The sequence below is a fragment of the Paraburkholderia sp. RAU6.4a genome, from assembly GCF_050435625.1.
GTDB lineage: Bacteria > Pseudomonadota > Gammaproteobacteria > Burkholderiales > Burkholderiaceae > Paraburkholderia > Paraburkholderia tuberum.
The window spans coordinates 429,898-450,992 of the sequence record NZ_JBNDKQ010000001.1 but is presented as its reverse complement, the minus strand read 5'-3'; the positions used below and the strand labels follow the sequence as shown (position 1 = coordinate 450,992).

Sequence of the window (21,095 nt, the reverse complement as noted above, 5' to 3'; positions counted from 1 at the left end):
ACCCTTGACGACAGTACCAATTCCTTTTTCATACCGAATTTTCTCGATTTACTCGGGCCGTACATGCGTGCCCCGTATGGCATGTGGACCGAAGCAGTGCTCACTACGTCAGCGAGCGCTGGTCTGGCGCCCCTCCACTGGTCGGTAGACCCGCGTGACTGGTCTCGCCCCCCGGCATCGATGCGATTGTCAGCGCAGTGCTGGCCTCTGTCCGGCCTGGCGCAATTGTGCTCTTGCACGACGGATGCCCTCCCGATGAGTTGTGACGATGCACTCACGCTGGTCGGCGCGAGCAGACCCTCACGGCGCTTTCCCTCATGATTCCAGCATTGCATGACCGGGGGTTTGCAATCCGATCGCTTCCTCAACCTCACCGGACGAACCAGGTACCCTATGAACATGCTTGCCGCAACTAGCACTGTCGCTGTCTCGTTTTATGCGCTGCTCTCGACTGTCTATAAAAGCACGCAGGCGCTTTATGCTCAGCCGACAAACGTGTCATCGCTGTCGGACGGCCTGATCGACTCCGACACTCTGCCGGGCGTGGATGTCATCGTTCCCTGCTTCAATGAGGACCCACGCACGCTCTCGGCATGCCTGGAGTCCATCGCAAACCAGGACTACGCCGGAAAACTGCGCGTCTATGTGGTTGATGATGGTTCTGCGAATCTCGACGCCGTGAGGCCGGTATACGATGCGCACACGCGCGACCCCAGATTCAACTTCATTACGCTCCCCCAAAATATGGGAAAGCGCAAGGCACAGATCGCCGCGATACGCTCTTCATCCGGGGAACTGGTACTCAACGTCGACTCGGACACGACGCTGGCGCCCGATGTCGTCAAGAAGCTCGTATTGACAATGCGAGACGCGACGATAGGCGCCGCCATGGGGCAGTTGACGGCCAGCAACCGCAGCGACACCTGGTTGACCCGTCTGATCGATATGGAGTACTGGTTGGCTTGCAATGAAGAACGTGCCGCACAGGCTCGCTTCGGCGCTGTTATGTGTTGCTGCGGTCCATGTGCTATGTACCGCCGGTCCGCGCTCCTTTTGCTGCTAGATCAGTACGAGACGCAACTTTTTCGCGGGAAGCCGAGCGACTTCGGCGAGGACCGTCATCTGACGATTCTCATGCTGACGGCAGGTTATCGGACCGTGTACGTTCACGACGCCATTGCGGCGACAGTCGTTCCAGACAGACTGGGGGCGTATCTGCGCCAACAACTGCGCTGGGCGCGCAGTACGTATCGGGACACGTTGCTTTCGCTGCGCCTGCTGCCCCGTCTCGATCGTTACCTTACGCTGGACGTGATCGGACACAATCTGGGCTCGCTATTTCTCGGCTTATCGCTACTAGCGGGTCTCGCGCAGCTCGCATTGACAGCGACAGTGCCGTGGTGGACTGCCCTGATAATCGCATCATCGACCATGATCCGCTGTAGCGTGGCATCGGTTCGCGCTCGCCAGGTTCGATTTCTTGGCTTTTCTCTTCACACACCCATTAACCTCTTTCTCTTGCTCCCCCTGAAAGTCTATGCGCTGTGTACATTGAGCAATAGCGATTGGCTGTCCCGTGGCTCTGCAGGGAACGTATCGAACGTTCGTGAAAAACCGGTCGATACTCCGAATCCGGTCACAAAGCCGAACGCCACTTCAGCGTCAAGATCTGCGACTCCAAACCGGCGGCAGGATCACGCGTGCGAGTCTTCAACATTAGCGACGTCTGACGAAGCATTCGATGGCGATTAGTTAATCGTACATATAGATCTCGAGTATTGCGCCAACCCAGAACCGCCCACCATCGGCACTGGTCCGCTTGAGTGCGATCGTCTCACGCAAAGGCTCGATTGTCGTCTTCCCAACGCCAGTGCATTCACCGAAATCCTGGTACTCCATTGTCAGTAACTCTCGCGCGTGGCAGGCAAGGATCTTCTATCGACCAGGGCGTTTTCAATCGGGCCGCGGCAGCAGAACGGCTTCTTTTTCTCTAAGACGAGTGCGTAATTTTCCTTCTTATCTCCATGTCCAAAGCAGCAATCAGCTTCACCGGCGTAAGGAAGTCATATGGCGACAAGATCGTAGTCGACGGATTGTCGTTCAGCGTCGCGCCTGGAGAGTGCTTCGGTCTGCTAGGGCCAAATGGCGCGGGCAAGAGCACGACGGTGCGTATGGTTCTCGGCATGGCGCCGCCCGACGCAGGCAAGATCATCGTGCTCGGGGAGCCAGTGCCGGCGCGCGCTCGCTCGGCACGTATGAGCATTGGCGTGGTGCCGCAATTCGACAACCTCGAGCCCGGGTTCACCGTACGCGAGAACCTTCTGGTGTTTGGGCGCTACTTCGGCATGAGCACACGTGAAATTGAAGCGGTCGTGCCGTCACTGCTCGAATTCGCTTGCCTCGAAAGCAAGGTCGATGCGCGCGTCACCGAACTATCCGGTGGCATGAAGCGGCGGCTGATGCTGGCACGCGCGCTGATCAACGATCCACAGTTGTTGGTCATGGACGAGCCTACAACGGGTCTCGACCCGCATGCGCGCCACCTGATCTGGGAAAGCCTGCGTTCATTGTTGGCGCGCGGCAAGACGATCCTCTTGACCACCCATTTCATGGAAGAGGCCGAGCGGTTGTGCGACCGACTGTGTGTGCTGGAGGAGGGGCGAAAGATCGCCGAAGGCGGGCCTCGCGTGCTAATCGAAGAACAGATCGGGAGCCACGTGGTCGAGATCCACGGCGGCAATCCGCATGAGCTGCGCACGTTGATCGCGCCGCACGCGCAGCGTATCGAGGTCAGTGGTGGGACCCTCTTCTGCTATGTGTCCGATCCGGAACGGGTGTGTGTACAGTTGCGCGGGCGCGCGGCGCTGCGCCTTTTACAGCGTCCAGCAAATCTCGAGGATGTCTTTTTGCAGTTAACCGGGCGCGGGATGAAGGAGTGAACGATGAGAGAGTTTTATGCAGCGGCCCTGCCCGCGAACGTGTGGAACTGGGTTGCAGTGTGGCGCCACAACTATCTGGCATGGAAAAAAGTCGCGTTTGCCTCGATTCTCGGTAACCTTGCCGATCCTATGATTTATCTGTTCGGCCTCGGCTTTGGTTTCGGGATAATGGTAGGTCGCGTCGATGGCGCATCTTATATCGCGTTTCTCGCGGCGGGTATGGTCGCCACGAGCGCGATGACCTCCGCGACCTTCGAAACGATTTACGCAGCTTTCTCTCGCATGCATGTTCAGCGCATGTGGGAAGCGATCCTGTGTACACGGCTCACGCTCGGCGATATCGTTCTCGGTGAACTGGCATGGGCCGCCACCAGGGCCTTTTTTGCCGGCATCGCCGTCATGGTGGTAGCCACCGTGCTGGGTTATGCAGCGTGGTCATCCATTCTCTATGCGTTGCCTGCCATAGCCCTGACTGGCCTCGCCTTCGCGAGTCTGGCAATGATCCTCACGGCGCTTGCACCCAGTCACGATTACTTCGTGTTCTATCAAACGCTCGTTCTCACGCCCATGGTGCTCCTGAGCGGCGTGATCTTCCCGATCAGTAAGCTACCTGCCGTTTTTTGCGACGTAGCGCGCTTCTTGCCGCTCGCACATTCCGTCGACCTTATCCGTCCCGCGATGCTCGGACGCCCGGTGGGCAGTGTTGCCCTGCATATTGGCGCTCTCTGCATTTGCACGGTGTTGCCGTTCTTTCTGTCGGTGGCGCTGTTACGTCGACGCCTCATGTCTTAATGCCAGCTATGGCCGGCGCATTACGCACGGTTTGCTTCAGCGCATCGCGCGCGTCGCCGTCGGGGTTCCCGACGTTGAGGAAAAGGCCGTAGCGTTGTGCGGAATCCGACATGGCAGGCCCTCTCGTGGAAAGACCACGTCAAAGGCAAGTTTTGCGCCCACATCTCGCGGTACGTAAAGTCATGACGACGTCAGCCATGCCTCAGGCAGAAGCGCGACGCTGCGACCACGCCGTGCGGCTGGGCAGGCCGAGCCCGCAACACGCCCGCGATGAAGCTCGTCACGCTCGACGAACGCAAAGCGGACCACGGCGCGCGGTGACGCGCGCACAATCGCCGCAGCGCGACCAGCGAGTCCGGGTCGATCAGATCCAATGGGCACAGCACCCGGTAGGCGCCCGACAGCAAAGCCTCGAAGCCTTCGGCACGGCTATCGTCGTCGATGGTCCCGGTGTGATGAACGAACTCGCCTCCGGCCGCCTCCACCAGCGCACGCAGCACGGCGTTGATGCTTGGCCGCCCGCCCACATAAACCCATCGACGCCCGCTCAATGCGCGCGTCAGTGCGCGGTCGTCGAGCAGCGCCTGCTCAACCGCGAACAACTCGTGCTGCAGGCTCGCGACATGTGCCCGCGCGCGCTCCAGCGACAGGCTCGCACTGCTGTCGGGAAGGCATGTGCCGCGGTTCTGATTCATGACGGGCTGCGCTTCGGATCGCACCGTTACGGCAACGGCAGGCGGCATGGGTCTCATGGAGAGCGCCTCGTGACATGGCCCGCAAGCCGTTCGCCCGCTGCCGGAGTGAGAAACCAGCTACGCACCGTGTCGTACGTGTAGCGCGTCCGGCCGGCATGACGCGCGTGCGGCGCCAGCCGATGCTCGGACAGCGGCTTCGCCCAGCCCCAGAAGTCGGCGCGCAGCGCGGGCGGGAAACCGACGTCGTCGAACGCGTGCCAAAGTTGAATCAGCCAGGGTTCGCGGCCCTCTTCGTCAAACAGCAACGGCGGCCCGAAAGCCCGCCTGCAGATGCGCATGCCGCTCGCCGTAATACAGCAGCCGCCGCAGGACTCGACCACGAAGTCGGCCACCCGCGACGCGACACAATCGAAGCGGTGACCGACGCGTGCTGCCTACTCCGCTCCAAAGCAAAGCGCATGGTCCGAACAGACGCCACAACTCGGCGCCTTGCAGATGAACAGGCCCTCGCGCTCGCACAGTTGCTTGTAGAAGAACTTCTTCCACTTCATGTCATGCGTATTCTTCGCGGCCAGCCGCGGAAACCAGTGGCTGATCAATGCGGACAACTCGCGCCGCGACGGCAGAAGCAGGTCTTGCCAAAGGTGGTTTTGCCCGAGGCTCGCGCAGGCCAATGCATGGGCCACGCAGTTCGCCTCGTCTGCCGGGCCGGCGCGCGGATCGGCATGGTGATTGAGCAACGCCACCACATCTTCCAGCTCGTCGCCACGCGGCATCGTGGCGGGCGACAAGACGCACGTAAGACCGAGCGCCGAGCCGGCACCCGGGAACCAACGCGCGAGCATCCGGCGCGTCTGGTCGGCGTCCAGTCCGGGCATCGGCAGCATCTCGACGCCGTGGTGCTCGAACCCGCTCGACAGCACGCCGGCCAGAGCCAGCACGGTGGGATCGCCCGCATCCACCGCACACGCCATCAGGGTTGCATAGGCGTCCATCGCGGCATCGCTCAGAGAACGGCCGCCGCGTGCGTGTAGCACTTTTTCGGGCAGATCTTCGCGCACGCGGTGCAGCCGACGCACAGTTCCCGATGCACGATAATCATTACCTTCTTCTCGTACTCGTCGTCGTCTTCGTCTTCGTCTTCGTCGTCGCCGTCCAGTGCGACGTGCGCGCCGTCCTCGTTAAGCCCGACGAGTTGCAGCACGCCACGCGGACAGACACGGAAACAACGTCCGCAACCAATGCATTTTTCTTCGTCGAGCCTGTTGACGAACGTCGGCGTCCAGGTGGCGCCGCTCGGCAGCGTAACGCTGAAGGTATCGCTCATGATGTGGCTCCATGGCTTCGCTGGTTCAGGCCGCTGCCGCAGCGGCAGCCTTGCGGGCTGCCATCAGCGCGGCGTGGGCGTCATGGCAGCGCTGGGCGACAGCGAGAATGTTCTCCCAGTTGGTCGGGAGTTCCTCTGAGAGGTCGTGCAGGTCCAACTTCGCCCGGGTCGCTTGCGCGTTGAGTTTCTTCAGGTGCGTTTTGAGTTCATCGGCATCGGTGCTCATCGTCTCGGTCCCCTCACGATTCCTTCAGGCGCCGTACTGTGCGACGGCGGGGTACATCCGGATCACCTCGACCGCTTCGTCGAAAAGCTTTGCGCCCGCCTGGGCGAGCTTCTCCAGCGAAGCGAAGCCGAACCGGTGTACGTCGCGCAACTGCTTGTTGACGACAACGAGCCGCCCCGCGATCAACACCATGCGGCCGAAGCCCTCGTGGCTCATCGTCATCATCGGCGAAACCATTTGGCCGGTCTCACGCTCGATCGCCACCGCAATCGCGCTATAGAAAAGCTCGAGCCGCCACAGCGTGTCGGGGTCGGGGTCGCCCATGACCGGAATCGCGCGGCGTTCCTCCTGCGTGTGGATGTACGGCTTGAGCAGTTGCAGGTCGGTCTTTCCGTCCCACACGCCGTGGGTGTCCTGCGCGCGCAACTGCCTGACGAGTTGCTGCACAAACGGTGCGACCAGCAGCAGTTCGTCGCTGGCCTTGGACGGAATTGCGGATGTTTCAGCCATGGGATACCTCATCGTCTTCAAAGTCGTATACACGTTCGCCATCCTTCGCCAGCGCCTTGCGCAGCCACGGCGGCGGCGTGCCCTTCAGCACCTGTTGCAACTTGCCGAGAGTCTCCTCGATGGACTCGGGCCGCGGCACCTTGATCGGGTGAATCTTCAGCGCAACCACTCGAGCCGCGGCCGAGCCGCCGATTGCGGCGACGTACAGGATCGCGCAATCCTTGACGGCTTCGAGCTTGGGCGCGAGCTTGTCCTCGTCGCCGTCCTCTTCGAGCTTGTCACCAAAGTCGAACGCCTCGACGAACTGGTAGCCGTCCGGTGTGACGTTGTAGGTGACGATGCTCCTCGCCCAGCCAAAATGCGCATCGACGAACTGCCTGTCCTGGGTGGCGAACGCGATCTTCATGCTGTGTGCTCCTTTAGGTGGGTCAAGCACCGGCCGCGACAACAGGAATGTTCGCTTCGCGCGCCGCATCGCGCGCGGCTAGATCGATAGCGGCCTGCGGCAGCGGCCAGTCGCCCGGATCGTGATGCGGAATCCGTTCGATCATCAGGTTGGCGATCTCAAAGATCAGGTTCATCGTGCCGCGGTAGCCGACGTAGCGTCGATGTGCGTTTCCAACCCGGTCGAAGACCGGAAAACCGATCCGGAAGAGCGGCTTTTGCAGGTGCTCGGCCATCTGCCTGCCGTGCGAATGGGTGATCAGCAGGTCGCAGTCCGCCGCGGCGCGCTCCATGTCTTCGAGATCGCCGATCACGACCTGATCAGCGGGCAGCAACGCGTGCGCGCGCGATCGCGTCGTGCTGATGCAGCAGCGCAACTGCGCGCCCATCTCGTGCAGCATGCTGCCGACCGCGAACAACAGATCGGGCTCTGCGCCGATCGCGACCTTGATGCCTCCAGTGTAGAAATGGCCATCTAGCATCGCATCGAGCAATTGGCTGCGCTGACGCCGGTATTTCGCGGGGACGGGTCGTCCGGAGCGCTGCGCGAGCAATTGCAGCAGACGATCGTTGGGTTCCAGTCCGGTGAGCCGCCCGAACACTTCGAACGGTGTGCCGGCGATAGCATGCAATGCCTCCGCGCCGTCGCGCGTCTGCTCGCCCACGCCGATCGTAAATGCCGATGCACCCGCGGCCCGGATCTCCGCGAGCGTGGTACCGCCCAGTGTGGTGCCGCGCCAGTCCGGCGCGATATGGCCGTCGAGCGAGCCGGAAATGTCGGGCAGCACGATGACATCGAAGCCGAACGCTTCTATGATCTCGCGCAGTTCGTCGATGTCGCCAGGCGACAGATGGCTGCCGGGCAGCAGCGTCACCTGATTGGCCACCGTTGGCAACGCCTTGACCAGCGCGTTGACGATGCCGGTAATCGCATGCCGGTAGCCGTCTTCGAATGCGCCGACATAGTCGGGGGTCGACACATAGACGATCTCAGTGTCGTTGAGTTCGGGCTTGCGCTTGCGCACGGCAACGAGATAGCCGTCCACGTCGTCGCCTTCGGTCTCGGTGAGACCTGTCGAACAGATCGCGATGACCTTCGGCGCAGCGCGCTTGCGGATGTTGAGCAGCGCGGCCTCGATGTTCTCGTAGCCGCCGAGCACCGCGGTGACTTCGTCCATGGCTGTCGTCTGCAGCGGGATCGCCTCCCTGAAGTGGCGCACCAGCAGCACGAGGCCGAACGACGTGCAGCCCTGCGAGCCGTGCATCACGGGCATGCAGGCATCGAGCCCAAGGAACGCGAGGCTCGCGCCCAGCGGCTGGCTCATCTTGAGCGGATTGACCGCACAGGCTTTCATAGATTCGACGACATCGGCCATGGCATGTTCTCGAGTTCGGGGGCGTCAGGTCGGTATACCGGGTTCGAGGCTCATCGCCCCCACCCCGGGGCGCTCGACGGCGGGCGCGCGGCTTGCGCTTGGACCACACCGAGCGCTCCCCCGTGCGCGGCGCTCGACAGCGGGCGCGCGGCTTGCGCTTGGACCACACCGAGCACTCCCCCGTCGTCGCCCCACGGAGCAGGGATCCGCACCTGTTGCCACACCGGGTTGTAGATCGCGCGGTCGATCTCATGCACCAGCTCGACGATCCCCTCGTAGCCGCCATAAGGGTGGTGGCGTTCCTGATTGATGTCGAGCCACGGTATGCGGGCCTTCAGTGCGACGAACTGTGAGCGGCCACCCGACAGCATGATGTCGGCCCGCGCGTCCCTGAGCATCGCGTATATCTCCCGCGGCGTCATACCGTCGATCATGTGGGCGTCGTCGCCCATGATCTCCTTGATCTTGTCCTTGTCTTCCTTAGTGCTCTTCTTGACGCTGGTGCCGACGATTTCGAGCCCTGCTTCCTGCAGCGCGGAAACCACCGACCAAGACTTCACGCCACCTGTGATGAGCAACACCCGCTTGCCGGTAAGGCGCGCCTTGTAGTGCGCGATGCGCTCCCACGCACGCGCTTCCTCGGCGGCGATCAGGCGCTCGGTCCGCTCGAGCAGATCGTCCGGCGCGCCCTGCTGCACGAGCAGGCTGGCGATATGGCGCAGCGTGTCGCTCATGTCGCCGATCCCATAGAACGAGCCCTCGAAGTAAGGGATGCCGTAGCGCCGCTGCATCTTTGTCGCGATGTTGATCATCGACTTCGAGCAGACCATCATGTTGACCTTGGCGCGATGCGAACTTGCGATCTCGTTGTAGCGCCCGTCGCCGGAGATGCACGAGAGGATACGGATGCCTAGCGCGTCGAGCAGCGGCTTGGTCTGCCAGAGTTCGCCCGACAGGTTGTATTCGCCAATGACGTTGATGTCATACGGCGTCGTGTACTCGGGCTCGCGCGTGCCGATCACATAGTTGAGGATCGCCTCGCCGCCAAGCTTGTTGCCCAGATTCTTCGGCCCGGCGAATCCGGGGGAAATGACCGGAATCACCGGCTTGCCAAATTGTTCGGCGGCGCGCTTGCAGACCGCCTCGATGTCGTCGCCGATCAGCGCAGTGACGCAGGTCTGGTAGACGAACACTGCGGGCGGATCGTATTTCTCGATGATTTCGCGCACGCTCCTGAACAGGCGCTTCTCGCCGCCGTACACCACGTCGAGTTCGTTGATATCGGTGGTGAAGCCGGTGCGATAGAGTTGCGAACCGGACGAAGCGGCGTGCCGGTTGTCCCACGAGTTACCTTCACAGGCAATCGGCCCGTGCACGAGGTGTGCGACGTCCACCACCGGCTGCAAAGCGATCTTCGCGCCGTCGAACGCGCAACCGCCTGCGGCCGAACCCGGCGAAAGCTGCTTCGCGCAGCCCCTTTTGCGTTCCTTCTCGCTCTTGCCTTGATTCTTGTCGCAACCCGGCTCGTCGAAAACTTCGGCGATTTGGGCATTGAGCGAAGCAGACATGACGTGCTCCTGATGGATGAACGTTTCTCTAGTGGCAAGTTCCATCCCACCGGGAAACGCCTTGAAAACGTGCCAATTGGCGCTGAAGCAGTCGCTCGCGCGCATCGCAATGGCGGGTTCGAACGGTTTGCGACAGACGGTTCGCGACACAGAAAACGACAACATACGTTCACTGCCTGCCTTGCCGTTCCGTATGGAGCAGGACCCGTGCGATCGCATTCGCGCGCGCCTCCAGCAACGCATCCGGCCCCAAGGGTTCGCGAACCGCCAGGTAAGCAGTCAGCGCGCGGCGCATCCGTGGAGCTTTCGCGTAGTCCCACCGCACAGATCGACAGGTACTCTGCCCGTCTGTTCGCATCGGAAACGTCGTCGACAACGCGAGCAGTTCGCGCGGCGTTACCTCGTCATTGATCTCCGCGAGGCTCAACGGGTCGGACGCCGCCACCTCGCGCTCAAAGTCGTCGTGGGCGAACCGCGCACTCAGCGGCCCTAAGTCAGACTGCTCGACTACATAAATCATGCCCCGCTCCCTCGCTTAGGTTCGTCACGCAGGCTAGCTACAAACAGCGCAGCAATTTTGTTTTCAGCGGTGCCCCGCTACTCGACACCCTCCGCCGCAATCTTCGCCCACACCGCACGAGGTAACCGCGGCGCGATGCCCGCCGGGCTCGCGTCAAACTGCCGCCGAGCCGCCGACATCGCACCCTGTGCAATCGCAACCTCCTCGTGCGTCAATGGCAACCGGCCGGCCACATGCGCGGGGCCCCCGGGCAGCACTTGGGCGATCATCTGCCGGTTCGGGTGTTCGAGCAGCGGGACGAGGTGGTCGGCATCGCCCACACCGGCCAGGCAAACCTAGCCGTTGATGACCTCGACGTTACGGCCGTCCCGCGTCATCTTGACCAGAACGGCATCTGCCGCGCCCGATGCATCTGCTGTGTCTGCCATGGCCGCGCTCTCCTCGTCAGCGAATGATGTCGTAGCTGTAGTCGGTCTTCGCCACGTCGATCGTGTTGGCGTCGAGCGCTTCGAAGAACTCGTCCAGCAGCATGACCAGCACCCGCAACGCACCTTCATAGCCCCAGGTCGGGAAGCGATGGTAATGGTGGCGATCGAAGATCGGGAACACCATGCGTATCAGCGGCGTTTTGGTATCGCGCTCCAGATATTTGCCGTAGGTGTTGCCGATCAGGAAATCCACCGGCTCGGTAAACAGCAGTGAACGCATGTGCCACAGATCGCGTTTCGGATACACCTTGCAGCCGGCGCCGTAGGGCGACGCGTCGAACAGCGCCTGCACCTTCGCAGCCCAGGTTTCGTTGCCGTTGGTCGCCAGCACGTGAGCCGGCTCGGCGCCGAGTTCCAGCAGGAACTGCGTGTAGCCCAGCATCTGGTCCGGGTCGCCGTAGAGTGCAAAGCGCTTGCCGTGCAGGTGAGCCTGGCTGTCGGCCATCGCATCGACGAGCTGGCCTCGCTCCTTCTCCAGTTGCGCCGGAATCGGCTTGCCGGTCACGCGCGAGATTTCCATCAGGAACTGATCGGTGCCCGCGACGCCAACCGGCGAGTTCAGCACCACCACTTCCTGGCCATGCTCGCCAATGAACTTGCTGGTCTTCTCGCAGCAGTACTCCTGGAACACGAAGGTCGCCTTCGCGTTCAACGCGCGCTCGACTTCCTCCTTGGTCGTGCCGCCTTCGTACATCCGGAACTCGCCGTCGGTCGGCGTATTCCACGTTTCGGATGGGTCGCAGATGATGTTCACCGTCACGCCGAACAGATCGAAGATGCGGCGAATTTCCTTCATGTTGCCGACCACGTAGCCGTCGAAGCCGCCGATGAAGTTGACGCTGTCGTCGGGCACGCGCTCAAGCGGCGTCGCTGTGCCGGCCTTGCCGTCCCAGAAGTGCCTGAGGATGCCGAGGAGCGCGTTGTCGTAGCCGGTCACGTGGCTGCCGACGAAGGCCGGCGTGTGCGCGAACGGCACGTCATAGTCTTCCGGCACGCTGCCCTTCTGCTTGCTGCTCTTGATGAGCGCGTCGAGGTCATCGCCGATCACTTCCGCCATGCAGGTCGTGGAGACCGCGATCATGTCGGGCTTGTACAGGTTGTACGCATTTGCGAGGCCGTCGATCATGTTGTTCATGCCGCCGAACACCGCCGCGTCCTCGGTCATCGACGAGCTGACGCACGAGGTCGGCTCCTTGAAGTGACGCGAGAAGTGCGAGCGGTAAAACGCTACACAGCCCTGCGAGCCATGCACAAAACTGAGCGTCTTGTGAAAGCCGTTGGCCACGTACACTGCGCCGAGCGGCTGGCAGGCCTTGGCCGGGTTGATGGTGAGCGAGTCGCGTGCAAAGTTCTTTTGCCGGTAGTCTTCGCTCTTGGTCCACTCGACGATCTGCTTGACCTGCTCGTCTGAATGGTTGAACTCGAAGTTTTCTTTTTTCGCGCGGAAAATTTTCTGGTACTCGGGCTCACGGAACAGGAGTTCCTGGTCGAGAATCTGGTCTGCGGATTGGGGCACGGGATGCTCCTGATATTCAATTCAAAGGCCTGCCGGCCGGTGATCAGTCCGGTGATCGGTGCGGTGGCCGGCGCTTAGGGGTTTTTCTTCCAGGGCGCCTTGGCGAGCCCCCATACCGGGCTGGAAATGGCCATGTCCATGTCGCGCGCGAAAATGGCGTAGCCGTCGTAGCCGTGATATGGACCGGAATAGTCCCAGCTGTGCATCTGGCGAAACGGCACGCCCATCTTCTGGAACACGTACTTTTCCTTGATGCCGGAGCCGACCAGATCGGGCTGGACCTGTTCGACGAACCTCTCGAACTCGTAGCCGGTCACGTCGTCGTAAATCAGCGTGCCGTCCTTCACGTAGTGCGTGGTGCGCTGATAGTCGTCGTTGTGGCCGAATTCGTAGCCGGTGCCGACCACGTTCATGCCGAGGTCTTCGTAGGCGCCGATCACGTGGCGCGGACGCAGGCCGCCAACGAACAGCATCACGGTCTTATCCTGCAGGCGCGCTCTGAACTTCGCGTTCACCGCATCGACCAGGGGACGATACTTGGCGATCACCCTCTCCGCGTTGGCTTTGATGGTGTCGTCGAAGTGGCTGGCGATCTCGCGCAGGCTCTTCTCGATCATCGACGGGCCGAAGAAGTTGTATTCCGCCCACGGAATGCAGTACTTCTCTTCCATGTGCCGGCTGATATAGTTCATCGAGCGGTAGCAATGCAGCAAATTGAGCTTGGCCTTGGGCGTATTCTCGAGCTCGGCGATCGAACCGTCGCCCGACCATTGCGCGATCACGCGCAGGCCGATCTCTTCGAGCAGAATCCGGCTCGACCAGGCATCGCCGCCGATGTTGTAATCGCCGATGATCGCAACATCATAAGGCGTCGAAACAAATTCGGGCCGCTTGTCCGGATCGGCCTTGTCGAATATCCAGTCTCGAATCGCATCGTTAGCCAGATGGTGGCCCAGCGACTGGCTAACGCCGCGAAAACCTTCGCAGCGCACCGGCAAAATGGTGTGCCCTTCATACTGCGCACTCTTCTTCTTCGAGACGGCCTCGATGTCGTCGCCGATCAAGCCGATCGGGCATTCACTCTGGATCGAGATGCCCTTGTTCAGCGGAAACAGTTCCTGAATCTCGTCGATGATCTTGTCGAGCTTCTTGTCGCCGCCGAAGACGATGTCCTTTTCCTGGAAGTCCGACGTGAACTGCATCGTCACGAAGGTGTCGATACCGGTAGTGCCGATGTAGTAGTTGCGACGCGCGGCCCACGAGTACTGGCCGCAACCGACCGGACCATGACTGATGTGGATCATGTCCTTGATGGGCCCCCAGACCACGCCCTTCGAGCCGGCGTACGCGCAACCGCGAATCGTCATCACGCCCGGCAATGACTTGATGTTTGATTTCACGCCACAGTCGGGCTTGCCGTCCTCGAAGGTGCCCAAATGCTTGGCGCGCCGTTTGGCCATCTTCTCCGGATAGGCCTTCAGCACTTCATCGATCAGGGCCTTGTTCGCGGCCTTGCGCTCTTCAACAGTGACGCTCATGGGGGAATGCTCCATAGGGTGAGTATCAAGCCTGGCAGCGGGTAGCCGGCATGGCCCGGTTCTTCGCGTGAAGAAGAACACCGGGCCGCGCGCAGCGCCGCTCGCTTAGGCGGTCAGTTCCGCTGCAGGCTTGCCGACTTGCGATTCGTCGATGGACGTCATGATTCCGTGCTCCATTAACAGGTCTTCCAGTTGATCCATCGTGATCGGCGTCGGGATCGTGCCGTTGCCCGCGTTGTTGTGCACCTTGGTGGCGAGCTGGCGATACTCTTCCGCCTGTTTGGATTCGGGCGCGAACTCGATCACCGTCATGCGGCGCAGCTCGGCGTGCTGCACGATGTTATCGCGCGGCACGAAGTGGATCAGCTTCGAACCGAGCATCTTCGCCAGCGCTTCGGCGAGTTCGAGTTCCTTGTCGGTCTGACGCTCGTTGCACACGAGCCCGCCGATCCGCACACCGCCGCTGTTCGCGTACTTCAGAATGCCCTTTGAAATGTTGTTGGCCGCATACATGGCCATCATTTCGCCGGACATCACAATGTAGATTTCCTGCGCCTTGTTCTCACGAATCGGCATTGCGAAACCGCCGCACACCACGTCGCCGAGCACGTCGTACGACACGTAGTCCACGCCGTCATAGGCGCCGTTTTCTTCGAGGAAGTTGATCGACGTGATGACGCCACGGCCCGCGCAGCCGACGCCCGGTTCCGGACCGCCGGACTCCACGCAACGGATGTTGCGGTAACCGATCTTCATCACGTCCTCGAGTTCGAGGTCCTCCACCGAGCCGGCTTCGGCCGCTAGCGACAGGATGGTGTCCTGCGCCTTTGCATGCAGGATCAGGCGAGTAGAGTCCGCCTTGGGATCGCAGCCGACGATCAGGATCTTCTGCCCGAGTTCAGTCAGGGCTGCCAGGGTGTTCTGCGAGGTGGTCGACTTGCCGATACCGCCTTTACCGTAGAAAGCGATTTGCCGAAGTTTAGACATTGCATTTCTCCATTCAGGAAGAAGGGTTGAAACCAGGGTTGCGTAACCGCGACCATGTCAGCCTGTCGTGCCTGTATGGGTCTTCTTATATCGAGTCACGCATCGGCCGGACCTGTGTCCGCGCTGGACTCCAAACGCAGCTTCTGTGCCACGTCACCAGCGGTACTGCGACGCGTCCGCCCCGCCGCGCTGCGGGGGTTGGTACGGGACTTTTGCGGACTCCTCTTTTGTCTTGTCGATTTCGCGACAAACCACGCGAACTTCGTCGCCAATGAAACCATTCGGGCGCGTTTGTCGTGCGATTTCTGTCGCATTGGCCTGCGTGCAGCCGGACAATCGCCGGGTTGCGGCCTGGTTCGGTTATTGCATTGATCGCGCCATGGACACACCAGCCACCCAAGCTTCGCGACCCGTGCCGCGCGAGACGCACTTCGACCGTCTAGGCTGCGAGACCGCCGTCATCCGCCTGGTCGACGCGTTCTATCGGCACATGGATACGCGGGCCGACGCGCAGCGCATTCGCGCGATGCATCACCCGGACCTGTCTTCGACGAAGGCCGTGCTGGTGCTGTATCTGTGCGAATGGCTCGGCGCCGACAAGCGGTACTCGGCACAGCGCGGCCAACCACGGCTGCGCACGCGTCATGCCGCATTCGCGATCGGCACCGCCGAACGGGATGCGTGGCTAGCTTGCATGCGCGCCGCGTTCGACGAGACGGGTGTCGATCCGGTGCTACGCGATGAACTGATGCAGGCCTTTTTCAAAATCGCCGACCGGATGCGCAATACGCAGACGTGAATCCCTCTTCAACGCTGTTTAACCCAAGGATCTGTGATGACCGAAACGCTCGCGCACAAGGAGATCGACGACACCGCGTTCGCCCGTCTCGAACATGAAGGCCGTCTGCTCAACCCGGTTCTCAAGGGGCTGACGAACAGGCTCGACCGGGTCGGCTTCCGCGGCGAACTTGCGCTGCGGTTTGCCCCAAAGCTCGCCGACGAAGCGCGGCCGCCGGAGCTGACCTGCGATCAGGTGATGGCATGCGCGACGATCGGCCATAAGCACTTGCCGTTCTTCGCCGGGTATCTGTTGAGCTTCGAGCATCTGAAGGACGTGGCCGAGGTGCTCAGCGACACGCTCTCGGCGGACGGCAAGTACTTTCTGTTTTGCGACAACATCGACCTGAGCAAGCGATATCAGGTGCCGTACAAGGGCGCGATGTTCTATGTGCTGCCGATTCTCGAGTCCACCGTCTACAACGAGATGCTCGAACTGCTGTACCTCGAGAAGAACGAATTGAAGAAAAAGGACTCAGGCGGCAAGCTGGATGCGGTAGCGGACGCGGCCATCAAGTTCGACGTGACCTTCGACACGATCACCTACAGCGAAGGACTTGAATTGATGGGGCCGGTGCGCAACCCCAACGAGAACCGGCCCGTCTGAGGCTCGGGTCCCGACGGCTGCGCCAACCGATGTTCCCTTGCACCCGAACGCGACCATGATCATGCACACTGACACTGCTTTCGTCGTCCGCGAACGCCTGGCCTCGCGCGTTGTCCGGAACCCCGATGCACAACTCGAAACGATCGTGCCCGCCGCACTTTCCAGTTGGCTGGCGTACCACGGCTTCCCTGCTCCCCATTCGCGCTGCGTGAACGGCGAAACGCCGTTGATGCGCGCCGCGCAGCATGGCGAGGACGCGGTCGTCGAAGCGTTGCTCGCACTCGGCGCACGCGCCGACGCGCTCGATGACGACGGCAACCATGCGCTCTGGTTCGCGTGCCTGCACGGCGGCCCCGCGACCATCCTGCGGCTGATCGACGCCGGCGCGCCGATCGACCATGTGAACGACGACGACATCACATGCCCAATGCAGGCAGCCGCGAGCGGTCGCCTCGACGTCCTGCAGATGCTGCTTGCGCATGGGGCGAACGCAGAACTGTGCGCACCGGATGGCCGCAGCGCGCTCGACATGGCAGCCGACCTCGGGCTGCAACTGCTGCTTGCTTTCGGATGACAGGCTTTGTTAGCGAGTCTTAAGAGGGACGTGCGTCGCGCGACCAGCGAAGTCGGTCCACTGATCAGTCGAAAAATCGTATAGTTTGCAGCCTCGTGCGGTGTCGAAGTACCAACGCCACGAAAACCGCTGCACGACGATCCGTTCCGGAAGCATCGCTTCGAGGGTTCGCTGAGCACCGACGAGCCCGTATAGAGGGAGACTCATGTCGACGTGATGCGCGGTGTGCTCCATGATGTGATGAAACAGCGCGCCAAAACGCCAGCGAAAGGTCAAGTGCACCGTCGTGGATACGAACGGATCCGAACGCCCCCATTTCGCGCGATCGTCGTACCAGCGGATTTGCGGATGCGTGTGGTGCGCGTACACGACGAAACCCACCATCGCGCACCAGAACAGGAACGGCACCCCGAACCCGCATGCGATTGACGGGACCACCCCCCGCTGCGTCGCGCGAGCGATCCACGCGAGCGCGCCGATCCACAGCAGTGCGAACACCGATACCAGCGTGCAGTCACGGAAGAACACGAGGCGCCGCGTCGGCATTGCGGCCCGCGACGGGAAAAACATCTTCGTCCACCAAATTTCGATCATGTAGTAGAGACCAGGCGCCCAGCCGCTGCGATAGATACGTTCCAGTGCGCGCCGTGGCCCACTCAAGGCGCGATATTCCTGGATCGTCAGCGGTGCCCATACAAAATCGACGCCTTTCAGGTTCGTGTAGCCGTGATGCACCACGTTGTGACCCACTTGCCACAGGCTGTACGGCGTGAGCGACGGCAGGAAGGCGATCCGGCCCAGCCAGCGGTTGAGCGTGCGGTGCCGGGTCAGGCTCTCATGACATGCGTCGTGACCGATGACGAAGAGCCGTCCGATGACGAAGCCCGCCATGCATCCGAATACGGTCTTCAGCACGAACCCGTGCGCGAACACGCTCGCGGCGAGCGCACACAATAGCAAAACGTAGTCGAACACGAGCAGCAGAAGCGCGTAGGCGGTGCAGCGTTCGGCGAACGGTGTCAGCCACGAGCGGATGACCTTGCGATGGGGCAATGGCTCATTGGCGGGAACGGGGTGATTCGGACTGTTCATGAAGAAGACCGGTAGAGCGGTGCAGCACAACACCACGCACGCGGCCAACGGCTACATGCCGTGTCCGCGATGATGTGACCAGACCGTTTCGCGCTGGTGGCGAGTCAGCGCGACATCATGTTCATACTGACATTGTGCATCACCCAGATCGTGCCGAAGATCAGGAACAGCGCGGCGAGCGCGGTGTAGCATAACGCCAGCCCGTTCCAGCGCTGGCCGCGCGACAGGTCGAGATGCAGGAACGTCACCAGATGCACGACGATCTGCACGAACGCCAGCAACGCGAGCGCCATAATCGCGGAGCCGGACGGCAGCAACCGTTGCGTGACGATCGAGAATGAGCCAGCCGTCAGCGCCACGGCAAGCACGAAACCGGTGATATAACTGGCGACGTCACCACGCGAGGCGGTCGTGGACGTCGAGTGTGAATGGACCATTTAGAGCATGCTCCCGAGATAGACAAACGAAAACACGCAGATCCACACGATGTCGAGGAAGTGCCAGAAGAGGCTCAGGCATGTCAGACTCGTGAGGTCGCGACCGGACAGTTCAGGCGAGCGGACGACATGCACGACGAGCACGGCCATCCAGACGAGGCCCGCTGTTACGTGCAGGCCGTGGGTGCCAACCAGCGTGAAGAACGACGACAGGAAGGCGCTGCGACTGGGCCCGGCACCGTTGGCGACCAGGTGCGAGAACTCGCCCAGTTCTAACGCGAGGAACAGCGCGCCAAGCACGAACGTCACGAGGAGCCAGCCGATCACGGCACCACGCCCCTGGCGCTGCGCGCCGAGCATCGCGAAGCCGTAGGTGGTGCTGCTCAGCAGCAGCGCGCCGGTTTCAAGTGCGACACCGGGGATGTCGAACAGGTCCCGTCCGGACGGTCCACCCGCGAACTGGTGCGCCATTACGGCGAACACGGCGAACAGCGACGCGAACAGCATGCAGTCGGTCATCAGGTACAGCCAGAAGCCGAACACGGTGGGCGTTGGGCCGTGGTCAGCGCTCGACCTGCCGTGATGGACGAGTAATGCAGATTGCGTCATGGATCAGGTCTCCGCGGATTCGGGTAATTCAAGGGCGGCCGGGGTGGGTGCGCTGCCGCGTCGTGCTTCGATTTCGCGCACGCGCGAGGCCGGAATCACGTAGCCATGGTCGTCGCGGAAGCTACGCGCGATCAGCGCGGCGACGATCGCGACGAAGGCCAGCACGGCGAGCCACGTGATGTGCCAGACGCCGGCGAAGCCGAGCACGAGGCTGAATGCGCCGATCAGGAACCCGTCCGCGGTATTCGACGGTAGGTGGATGTCCTCGTAATGCGCCAGTGCGGCATTTGCTGCGCCGCTTTCCTTCATGTGCGCGAACGCGTCGAGCTGGTGGACGACCGGTATGCGCGCGAAGTTGTAGACAGCGGGCGGTGACGAGGTGGCCCATTCGAGCGTGCGGCCGTTCCACGGGTCGCCCGTCAGGTCGCCGTATTCCGGCTCGTTGCGATGGATCACGCTCACGACGACCTGGGCGATCTGGTGCACGACACCGAGTGCGATCAGCACCACGCCGCATGCGGCGACGAACAGCCAGGGATGCCAGGTCGGGTTGTCGTAGTGATTCAGGCGCCGGGTCATGCCCATGAAGCCGAGCACGTAGAGCGGCACGAACGATACGTAGAAGCCGACGAACCAGCACCAGAACGCCCGCTTGCCGAGCTTCTCGTTAAGCTTGAAGCCGAACGCCTTCGGGAACCAGTAATGGAAGCCTGCGAGATAGCCGAACACGACGCCGCCTATGATCGCGTTGTGAAAGTGCGCGATCAGGAACAGGCTGTTGTGCAACACGAAGTCCACGCCCGGGATCGCCATCATCACGCCCGTCATGCCGCCGATCGTGAACGTGACCATGAAGCCGATCGTCCACAGCACGGGTGCGGTGAACTCGATGCGACCGCGGTACATCGTGAACAGCCAGTTGAAGATTTTCACGCCCGTGGGGATCGCGATGACCATCGTCATAATGCCGAAGAACGCGTTGACGTCCGCTCCGGAACCCATCGTGAAGAAGTGGTGCGCCCACACGAGGAATGCGAGCACCGTGATCGCGCACGACGCGTAGACCATCGTTCTGTAGCCAAACAGCGGTTTCTTCGCGAAGGTCGCGATCACTTCCGAGTAGATGCCGAACGCGGGCAGCACGAGGATGTACACCTCCGGGTGGCCCCACGCCCAGATCAGGTTCAGGTACAGCATCGCGTTGCCGCCGAGCTCGTTTGTGAAAAAGTGCATGCCTGCGTAGCGGTCGAGGCCGAGCAGTGCGAGCGTCACGGTTAGGATCGGGAACGTTGCCATGATCAGCACGTTCGAGCACAGCGCGGTCCACGTGAACACCGGCATCTTCATCAGCGTCATGCCGGGCGCGCGCAGCTTGACGATCGTCACGAAGAAGTTGATCGCGGTAATCAGCGTACCGACGCCGGAGAGCTGCAGACTCCAGATGTAGTAGTCGACCCCGACGCCCGGACTGAACTGCAGCTCCGACAGCGGTGGATACGCGAGCCAGCCGACCTGCGCGAACTCGCCGATCACGAGCGACAGATTGATCAGGATCGCGCTGATCGCCGTCATCCAGAAGCTCAGCGAATTCAGGAACGGGAAGGCGACGTCGCGCGCGCCGATCTGCAGCGGCACGACAAGATTGAAGAGGCCGACCATCAGCGCCATCGCCATGAAGAAGATCATGATGACACCGTGCGCGGTGAATATCTGGTCGTAGTGGTGCGGCGGCAGGTAACCGGGGCCGTGAAACGCGATCGCGAGCTGAAGCCGCATCATTACGGCGTCGACAAAACCGCGCACGAGCATCAGCACCGCGACGATGATGTACATGATGCCGATCTTCTTGTGATCGACGCTTGTCAGCCACTCGGTCCAGAGCCACTTCCAGCGGCCGAGCTTCGTGAGCGTGACGATGACCGCCAGCACGATGAGCGCCATGAACGCGGCCGCGCCCATGATGACCGGCTGATCGAACGGAATCGCGCCGGGCGTGAGTTTTCCAAACATGGC

The 21,095-nt window shown here is 61.7% G+C and carries 23 protein-coding genes and 2 pseudogenes; 6 read left to right on the top strand and 19 right to left on the bottom strand.

From position 1 onward, the window contains the following. Window positions 1–393: 393 nt before the first annotated feature. The 3 genes from nodC (at window position 394) to OKW40_RS02080 (ending at window position 3,731) form a co-directional block, all read left to right on the top strand. A complete protein-coding gene (gene nodC / locus OKW40_RS02090; protein WP_429487884.1) occupies window positions 394–1,752 on the top strand; it encodes a chitooligosaccharide synthase NodC in 1,359 nt (452 codons plus the stop codon). Between the two features lie 272 nt (window positions 1,753–2,024). After that, window positions 2,025–2,939: a nodulation factor ABC transporter ATP-binding protein NodI gene (gene nodI / locus OKW40_RS02085; protein ID WP_184053521.1), complete on the top strand. Its 915-nt coding sequence runs from the start codon at window positions 2,025–2,027 to the stop codon at window positions 2,937–2,939. Window positions 2,940–2,942: 3 nt separating this feature from the next. Beyond that, window positions 2,943–3,731 carry an ABC transporter permease gene (locus OKW40_RS02080; RefSeq protein ID WP_090811273.1) on the top strand — a complete coding sequence of 263 codons (789 nt, stop codon included), beginning with the start codon at window positions 2,943–2,945 and terminating at the stop codon, window positions 3,729–3,731. Here the strand turns inward: OKW40_RS02080 and OKW40_RS02075 are convergent. The 15 genes and pseudogenes from OKW40_RS02075 to nifH all read right to left on the bottom strand — a co-directional run bounded on the left by OKW40_RS02075 (window position 3,721) and on the right by nifH (window position 14,926). Continuing rightward, window positions 3,721–3,843 (bottom strand): hypothetical protein, encoded by a 123-nt coding sequence (locus OKW40_RS02075; protein WP_429487882.1) that lies wholly within the window; start codon window positions 3,841–3,843, stop codon window positions 3,721–3,723. The genes OKW40_RS02080 and OKW40_RS02075 overlap by 11 nt on opposite strands. A 79-nt stretch (window positions 3,844–3,922) precedes the next feature. Further along, entirely contained in the window at window positions 3,923–4,426 is a 504-nt protein-coding gene (locus OKW40_RS02070) for a DUF2325 domain-containing protein (protein ID WP_260321323.1), read from the bottom strand. A gap of 53 nt (window positions 4,427–4,479) precedes the next feature. After that, window positions 4,480–4,857, bottom strand: a pseudogene (locus tag OKW40_RS02065) (hypothetical protein); the annotation flags it as partial. 3 nt (window positions 4,858–4,860) lie between these two features. Continuing rightward, on the bottom strand, window positions 4,861–5,421 hold the full coding sequence (locus tag OKW40_RS02060) for a nitrogen fixation protein NifQ (protein WP_429487880.1): 561 nt from the start codon (window positions 5,419–5,421) through the stop codon (window positions 4,861–4,863). Window positions 5,422–5,432: 11 nt separating this feature from the next. Then, window positions 5,433–5,753: a ferredoxin III, nif-specific gene (fdxB, locus tag OKW40_RS02055; protein ID WP_429402241.1), complete on the bottom strand. Its 321-nt coding sequence runs from the start codon at window positions 5,751–5,753 to the stop codon at window positions 5,433–5,435. 25 nt (window positions 5,754–5,778) lie between these two features. Continuing rightward, window positions 5,779–5,979 (bottom strand): CCE_0567 family metalloprotein, encoded by a 201-nt coding sequence (locus OKW40_RS02050; RefSeq protein ID WP_184053515.1) that lies wholly within the window; start codon window positions 5,977–5,979, stop codon window positions 5,779–5,781. Between the two features lie 24 nt (window positions 5,980–6,003). Continuing rightward, window positions 6,004–6,489, bottom strand: a complete 486-nt coding sequence (locus OKW40_RS02045) for a NifX-associated nitrogen fixation protein (protein ID WP_429487878.1) — start codon at window positions 6,487–6,489, stop codon at window positions 6,004–6,006. Beyond that, window positions 6,482–6,895 (bottom strand): nitrogen fixation protein NifX, encoded by a 414-nt coding sequence (nifX, locus tag OKW40_RS02040; RefSeq protein ID WP_184053509.1) that lies wholly within the window; start codon window positions 6,893–6,895, stop codon window positions 6,482–6,484. Before nifX ends, OKW40_RS02045 begins: the two co-directional genes overlap by 8 nt. 22 nt (window positions 6,896–6,917) lie before the next feature. Continuing rightward, entirely contained in the window at window positions 6,918–8,309 is a 1,392-nt protein-coding gene (nifN, locus tag OKW40_RS02035; protein WP_429487876.1) for a nitrogenase iron-molybdenum cofactor biosynthesis protein NifN, read from the bottom strand. A gap of 50 nt (window positions 8,310–8,359) precedes the next feature. Further along, entirely contained in the window at window positions 8,360–9,877 is a 1,518-nt protein-coding gene (gene nifE, locus OKW40_RS02030; protein ID WP_429487874.1) for a nitrogenase iron-molybdenum cofactor biosynthesis protein NifE, read from the bottom strand. Window positions 9,878–10,046: 169 nt separating this feature from the next. Beyond that, window positions 10,047–10,397, bottom strand: coding sequence for a hypothetical protein (locus OKW40_RS02025; RefSeq protein ID WP_429487873.1), 351 nt, complete (start codon window positions 10,395–10,397; stop codon window positions 10,047–10,049). Between the two features lie 77 nt (window positions 10,398–10,474). Further along, window positions 10,475–10,825 (bottom strand): annotated as a pseudogene (locus tag OKW40_RS02020) (hypothetical protein). A 16-nt stretch (window positions 10,826–10,841) separates the two neighbouring features. Further along, on the bottom strand, window positions 10,842–12,401 hold the full coding sequence (gene nifK / locus OKW40_RS02015) for a nitrogenase molybdenum-iron protein subunit beta (RefSeq protein WP_429487871.1): 1,560 nt from the start codon (window positions 12,399–12,401) through the stop codon (window positions 10,842–10,844). A 74-nt stretch (window positions 12,402–12,475) separates the two neighbouring features. Further along, entirely contained in the window at window positions 12,476–13,939 is a 1,464-nt protein-coding gene (gene nifD, locus OKW40_RS02010) for a nitrogenase molybdenum-iron protein alpha chain (protein ID WP_184010370.1), read from the bottom strand. A gap of 105 nt (window positions 13,940–14,044) precedes the next feature. Further along, entirely contained in the window at window positions 14,045–14,926 is an 882-nt protein-coding gene (gene nifH, locus OKW40_RS02005; protein WP_018423167.1) for a nitrogenase iron protein, read from the bottom strand. Window positions 14,927–15,305: 379 nt separating this feature from the next. On the opposite strand from nifH, the gene OKW40_RS02000 reads away from it, so the two are divergent. From OKW40_RS02000 to OKW40_RS01990, 3 genes are all read left to right on the top strand, one after another. Next, window positions 15,306–15,725 carry a group II truncated hemoglobin gene (locus OKW40_RS02000; RefSeq protein ID WP_429487868.1) on the top strand — a complete coding sequence of 140 codons (420 nt, stop codon included), beginning with the start codon at window positions 15,306–15,308 and terminating at the stop codon, window positions 15,723–15,725. A gap of 36 nt (window positions 15,726–15,761) precedes the next feature. After that, entirely contained in the window at window positions 15,762–16,370 is a 609-nt protein-coding gene (locus OKW40_RS01995) for a hypothetical protein (protein ID WP_342961016.1), read from the top strand. A 61-nt stretch (window positions 16,371–16,431) separates the two neighbouring features. Beyond that, window positions 16,432–16,944, top strand: a complete 513-nt coding sequence (locus OKW40_RS01990) for an ankyrin repeat domain-containing protein (protein ID WP_429488468.1) — start codon at window positions 16,432–16,434, stop codon at window positions 16,942–16,944. A 9-nt stretch (window positions 16,945–16,953) separates the two neighbouring features. Here the strand turns inward: OKW40_RS01990 and OKW40_RS01985 are convergent, their stop codons facing one another. The 4 genes from OKW40_RS01985 to cyoB form a co-directional block, all read right to left on the bottom strand. Next, the gene (locus OKW40_RS01985; RefSeq protein ID WP_429487866.1) at window positions 16,954–18,036 is read right to left on the bottom strand and encodes a fatty acid desaturase; all 1,083 of its coding nucleotides are present in this window, start codon (window positions 18,034–18,036) and stop codon (window positions 16,954–16,956) included. Between the two features lie 104 nt (window positions 18,037–18,140). Beyond that, window positions 18,141–18,473 carry a cytochrome o ubiquinol oxidase subunit IV gene (gene cyoD / locus OKW40_RS01980; protein WP_184053487.1) on the bottom strand — a complete coding sequence of 111 codons (333 nt, stop codon included), beginning with the start codon at window positions 18,471–18,473 and terminating at the stop codon, window positions 18,141–18,143. Continuing rightward, the gene (gene cyoC / locus OKW40_RS01975) at window positions 18,474–19,082 is read right to left on the bottom strand and encodes a cytochrome o ubiquinol oxidase subunit III (RefSeq protein ID WP_184053484.1); all 609 of its coding nucleotides are present in this window, start codon (window positions 19,080–19,082) and stop codon (window positions 18,474–18,476) included. A gap of 3 nt (window positions 19,083–19,085) precedes the next feature. Continuing rightward, the gene (gene cyoB, locus OKW40_RS01970; RefSeq protein ID WP_184053481.1) at window positions 19,086–21,092 is read right to left on the bottom strand and encodes a cytochrome o ubiquinol oxidase subunit I; all 2,007 of its coding nucleotides are present in this window, start codon (window positions 21,090–21,092) and stop codon (window positions 19,086–19,088) included. Between the last annotated feature and the right edge of the window lie 3 nt (window positions 21,093–21,095).

Bases quoted from the DNA above. Each gene is read 5' to 3' on its own strand.
- OKW40_RS01995 (WP_342961016.1), top strand. From the start codon at position 15,762: ATGACCGAAACGCTCGCGCACAAGGAGATCGACGACACCGCGTTCGCC.
- cyoC (WP_184053484.1), bottom strand. From the start codon at position 19,082: ATGACGCAATCTGCATTACTCGTCCATCACGGCAGGTCGAGCGCTGAC.
- cyoB (WP_184053481.1), bottom strand. From the start codon at position 21,092: ATGTTTGGAAAACTCACGCCCGGCGCGATTCCGTTCGATCAGCCGGTC.
- nifX (WP_184053509.1), bottom strand. From the start codon at position 6,895: ATGAAGATCGCGTTCGCCACCCAGGACAGGCAGTTCGTCGATGCGCAT.
- OKW40_RS01985 (WP_429487866.1), bottom strand. From the start codon at position 18,036: ATGAACAGTCCGAATCACCCCGTTCCCGCCAATGAGCCATTGCCCCAT.
- OKW40_RS02080 (WP_090811273.1), top strand. From the start codon at position 2,943: ATGAGAGAGTTTTATGCAGCGGCCCTGCCCGCGAACGTGTGGAACTGG.
- nodI (WP_184053521.1), top strand. From the start codon at position 2,025: ATGTCCAAAGCAGCAATCAGCTTCACCGGCGTAAGGAAGTCATATGGC.
- OKW40_RS02075 (WP_429487882.1), bottom strand. From the start codon at position 3,843: ATGTCGGATTCCGCACAACGCTACGGCCTTTTCCTCAACGTCGGGAAC.
- fdxB (WP_429402241.1), bottom strand. From the start codon at position 5,753: ATGAGCGATACCTTCAGCGTTACGCTGCCGAGCGGCGCCACCTGGACG.
- OKW40_RS02060 (WP_429487880.1), bottom strand. From the start codon at position 5,421: ATGGACGCCTATGCAACCCTGATGGCGTGTGCGGTGGATGCGGGCGAT.
- OKW40_RS02025 (WP_429487873.1), bottom strand. From the start codon at position 10,397: ATGATTTATGTAGTCGAGCAGTCTGACTTAGGGCCGCTGAGTGCGCGG.
- OKW40_RS02045 (WP_429487878.1), bottom strand. From the start codon at position 6,489: ATGGCTGAAACATCCGCAATTCCGTCCAAGGCCAGCGACGAACTGCTG.
- nifN (WP_429487876.1), bottom strand. From the start codon at position 8,309: ATGGCCGATGTCGTCGAATCTATGAAAGCCTGTGCGGTCAATCCGCTC.
- OKW40_RS02000 (WP_429487868.1), top strand. From the start codon at position 15,306: ATGGACACACCAGCCACCCAAGCTTCGCGACCCGTGCCGCGCGAGACG.
- nodC (WP_429487884.1), top strand. From the start codon at position 394: ATGAACATGCTTGCCGCAACTAGCACTGTCGCTGTCTCGTTTTATGCG.
- nifH (WP_018423167.1), bottom strand. From the start codon at position 14,926: ATGTCTAAACTTCGGCAAATCGCTTTCTACGGTAAAGGCGGTATCGGC.
- nifE (WP_429487874.1), bottom strand. From the start codon at position 9,877: ATGTCTGCTTCGCTCAATGCCCAAATCGCCGAAGTTTTCGACGAGCCG.
- nifD (WP_184010370.1), bottom strand. From the start codon at position 13,939: ATGAGCGTCACTGTTGAAGAGCGCAAGGCCGCGAACAAGGCCCTGATC.
- cyoD (WP_184053487.1), bottom strand. From the start codon at position 18,473: ATGGTCCATTCACACTCGACGTCCACGACCGCCTCGCGTGGTGACGTC.
- OKW40_RS02050 (WP_184053515.1), bottom strand. From the start codon at position 5,979: ATGAGCACCGATGCCGATGAACTCAAAACGCACCTGAAGAAACTCAAC.
- OKW40_RS02070 (WP_260321323.1), bottom strand. From the start codon at position 4,426: ATGAATCAGAACCGCGGCACATGCCTTCCCGACAGCAGTGCGAGCCTG.
- OKW40_RS01990 (WP_429488468.1), top strand. From the start codon at position 16,432: ATGCACACTGACACTGCTTTCGTCGTCCGCGAACGCCTGGCCTCGCGC.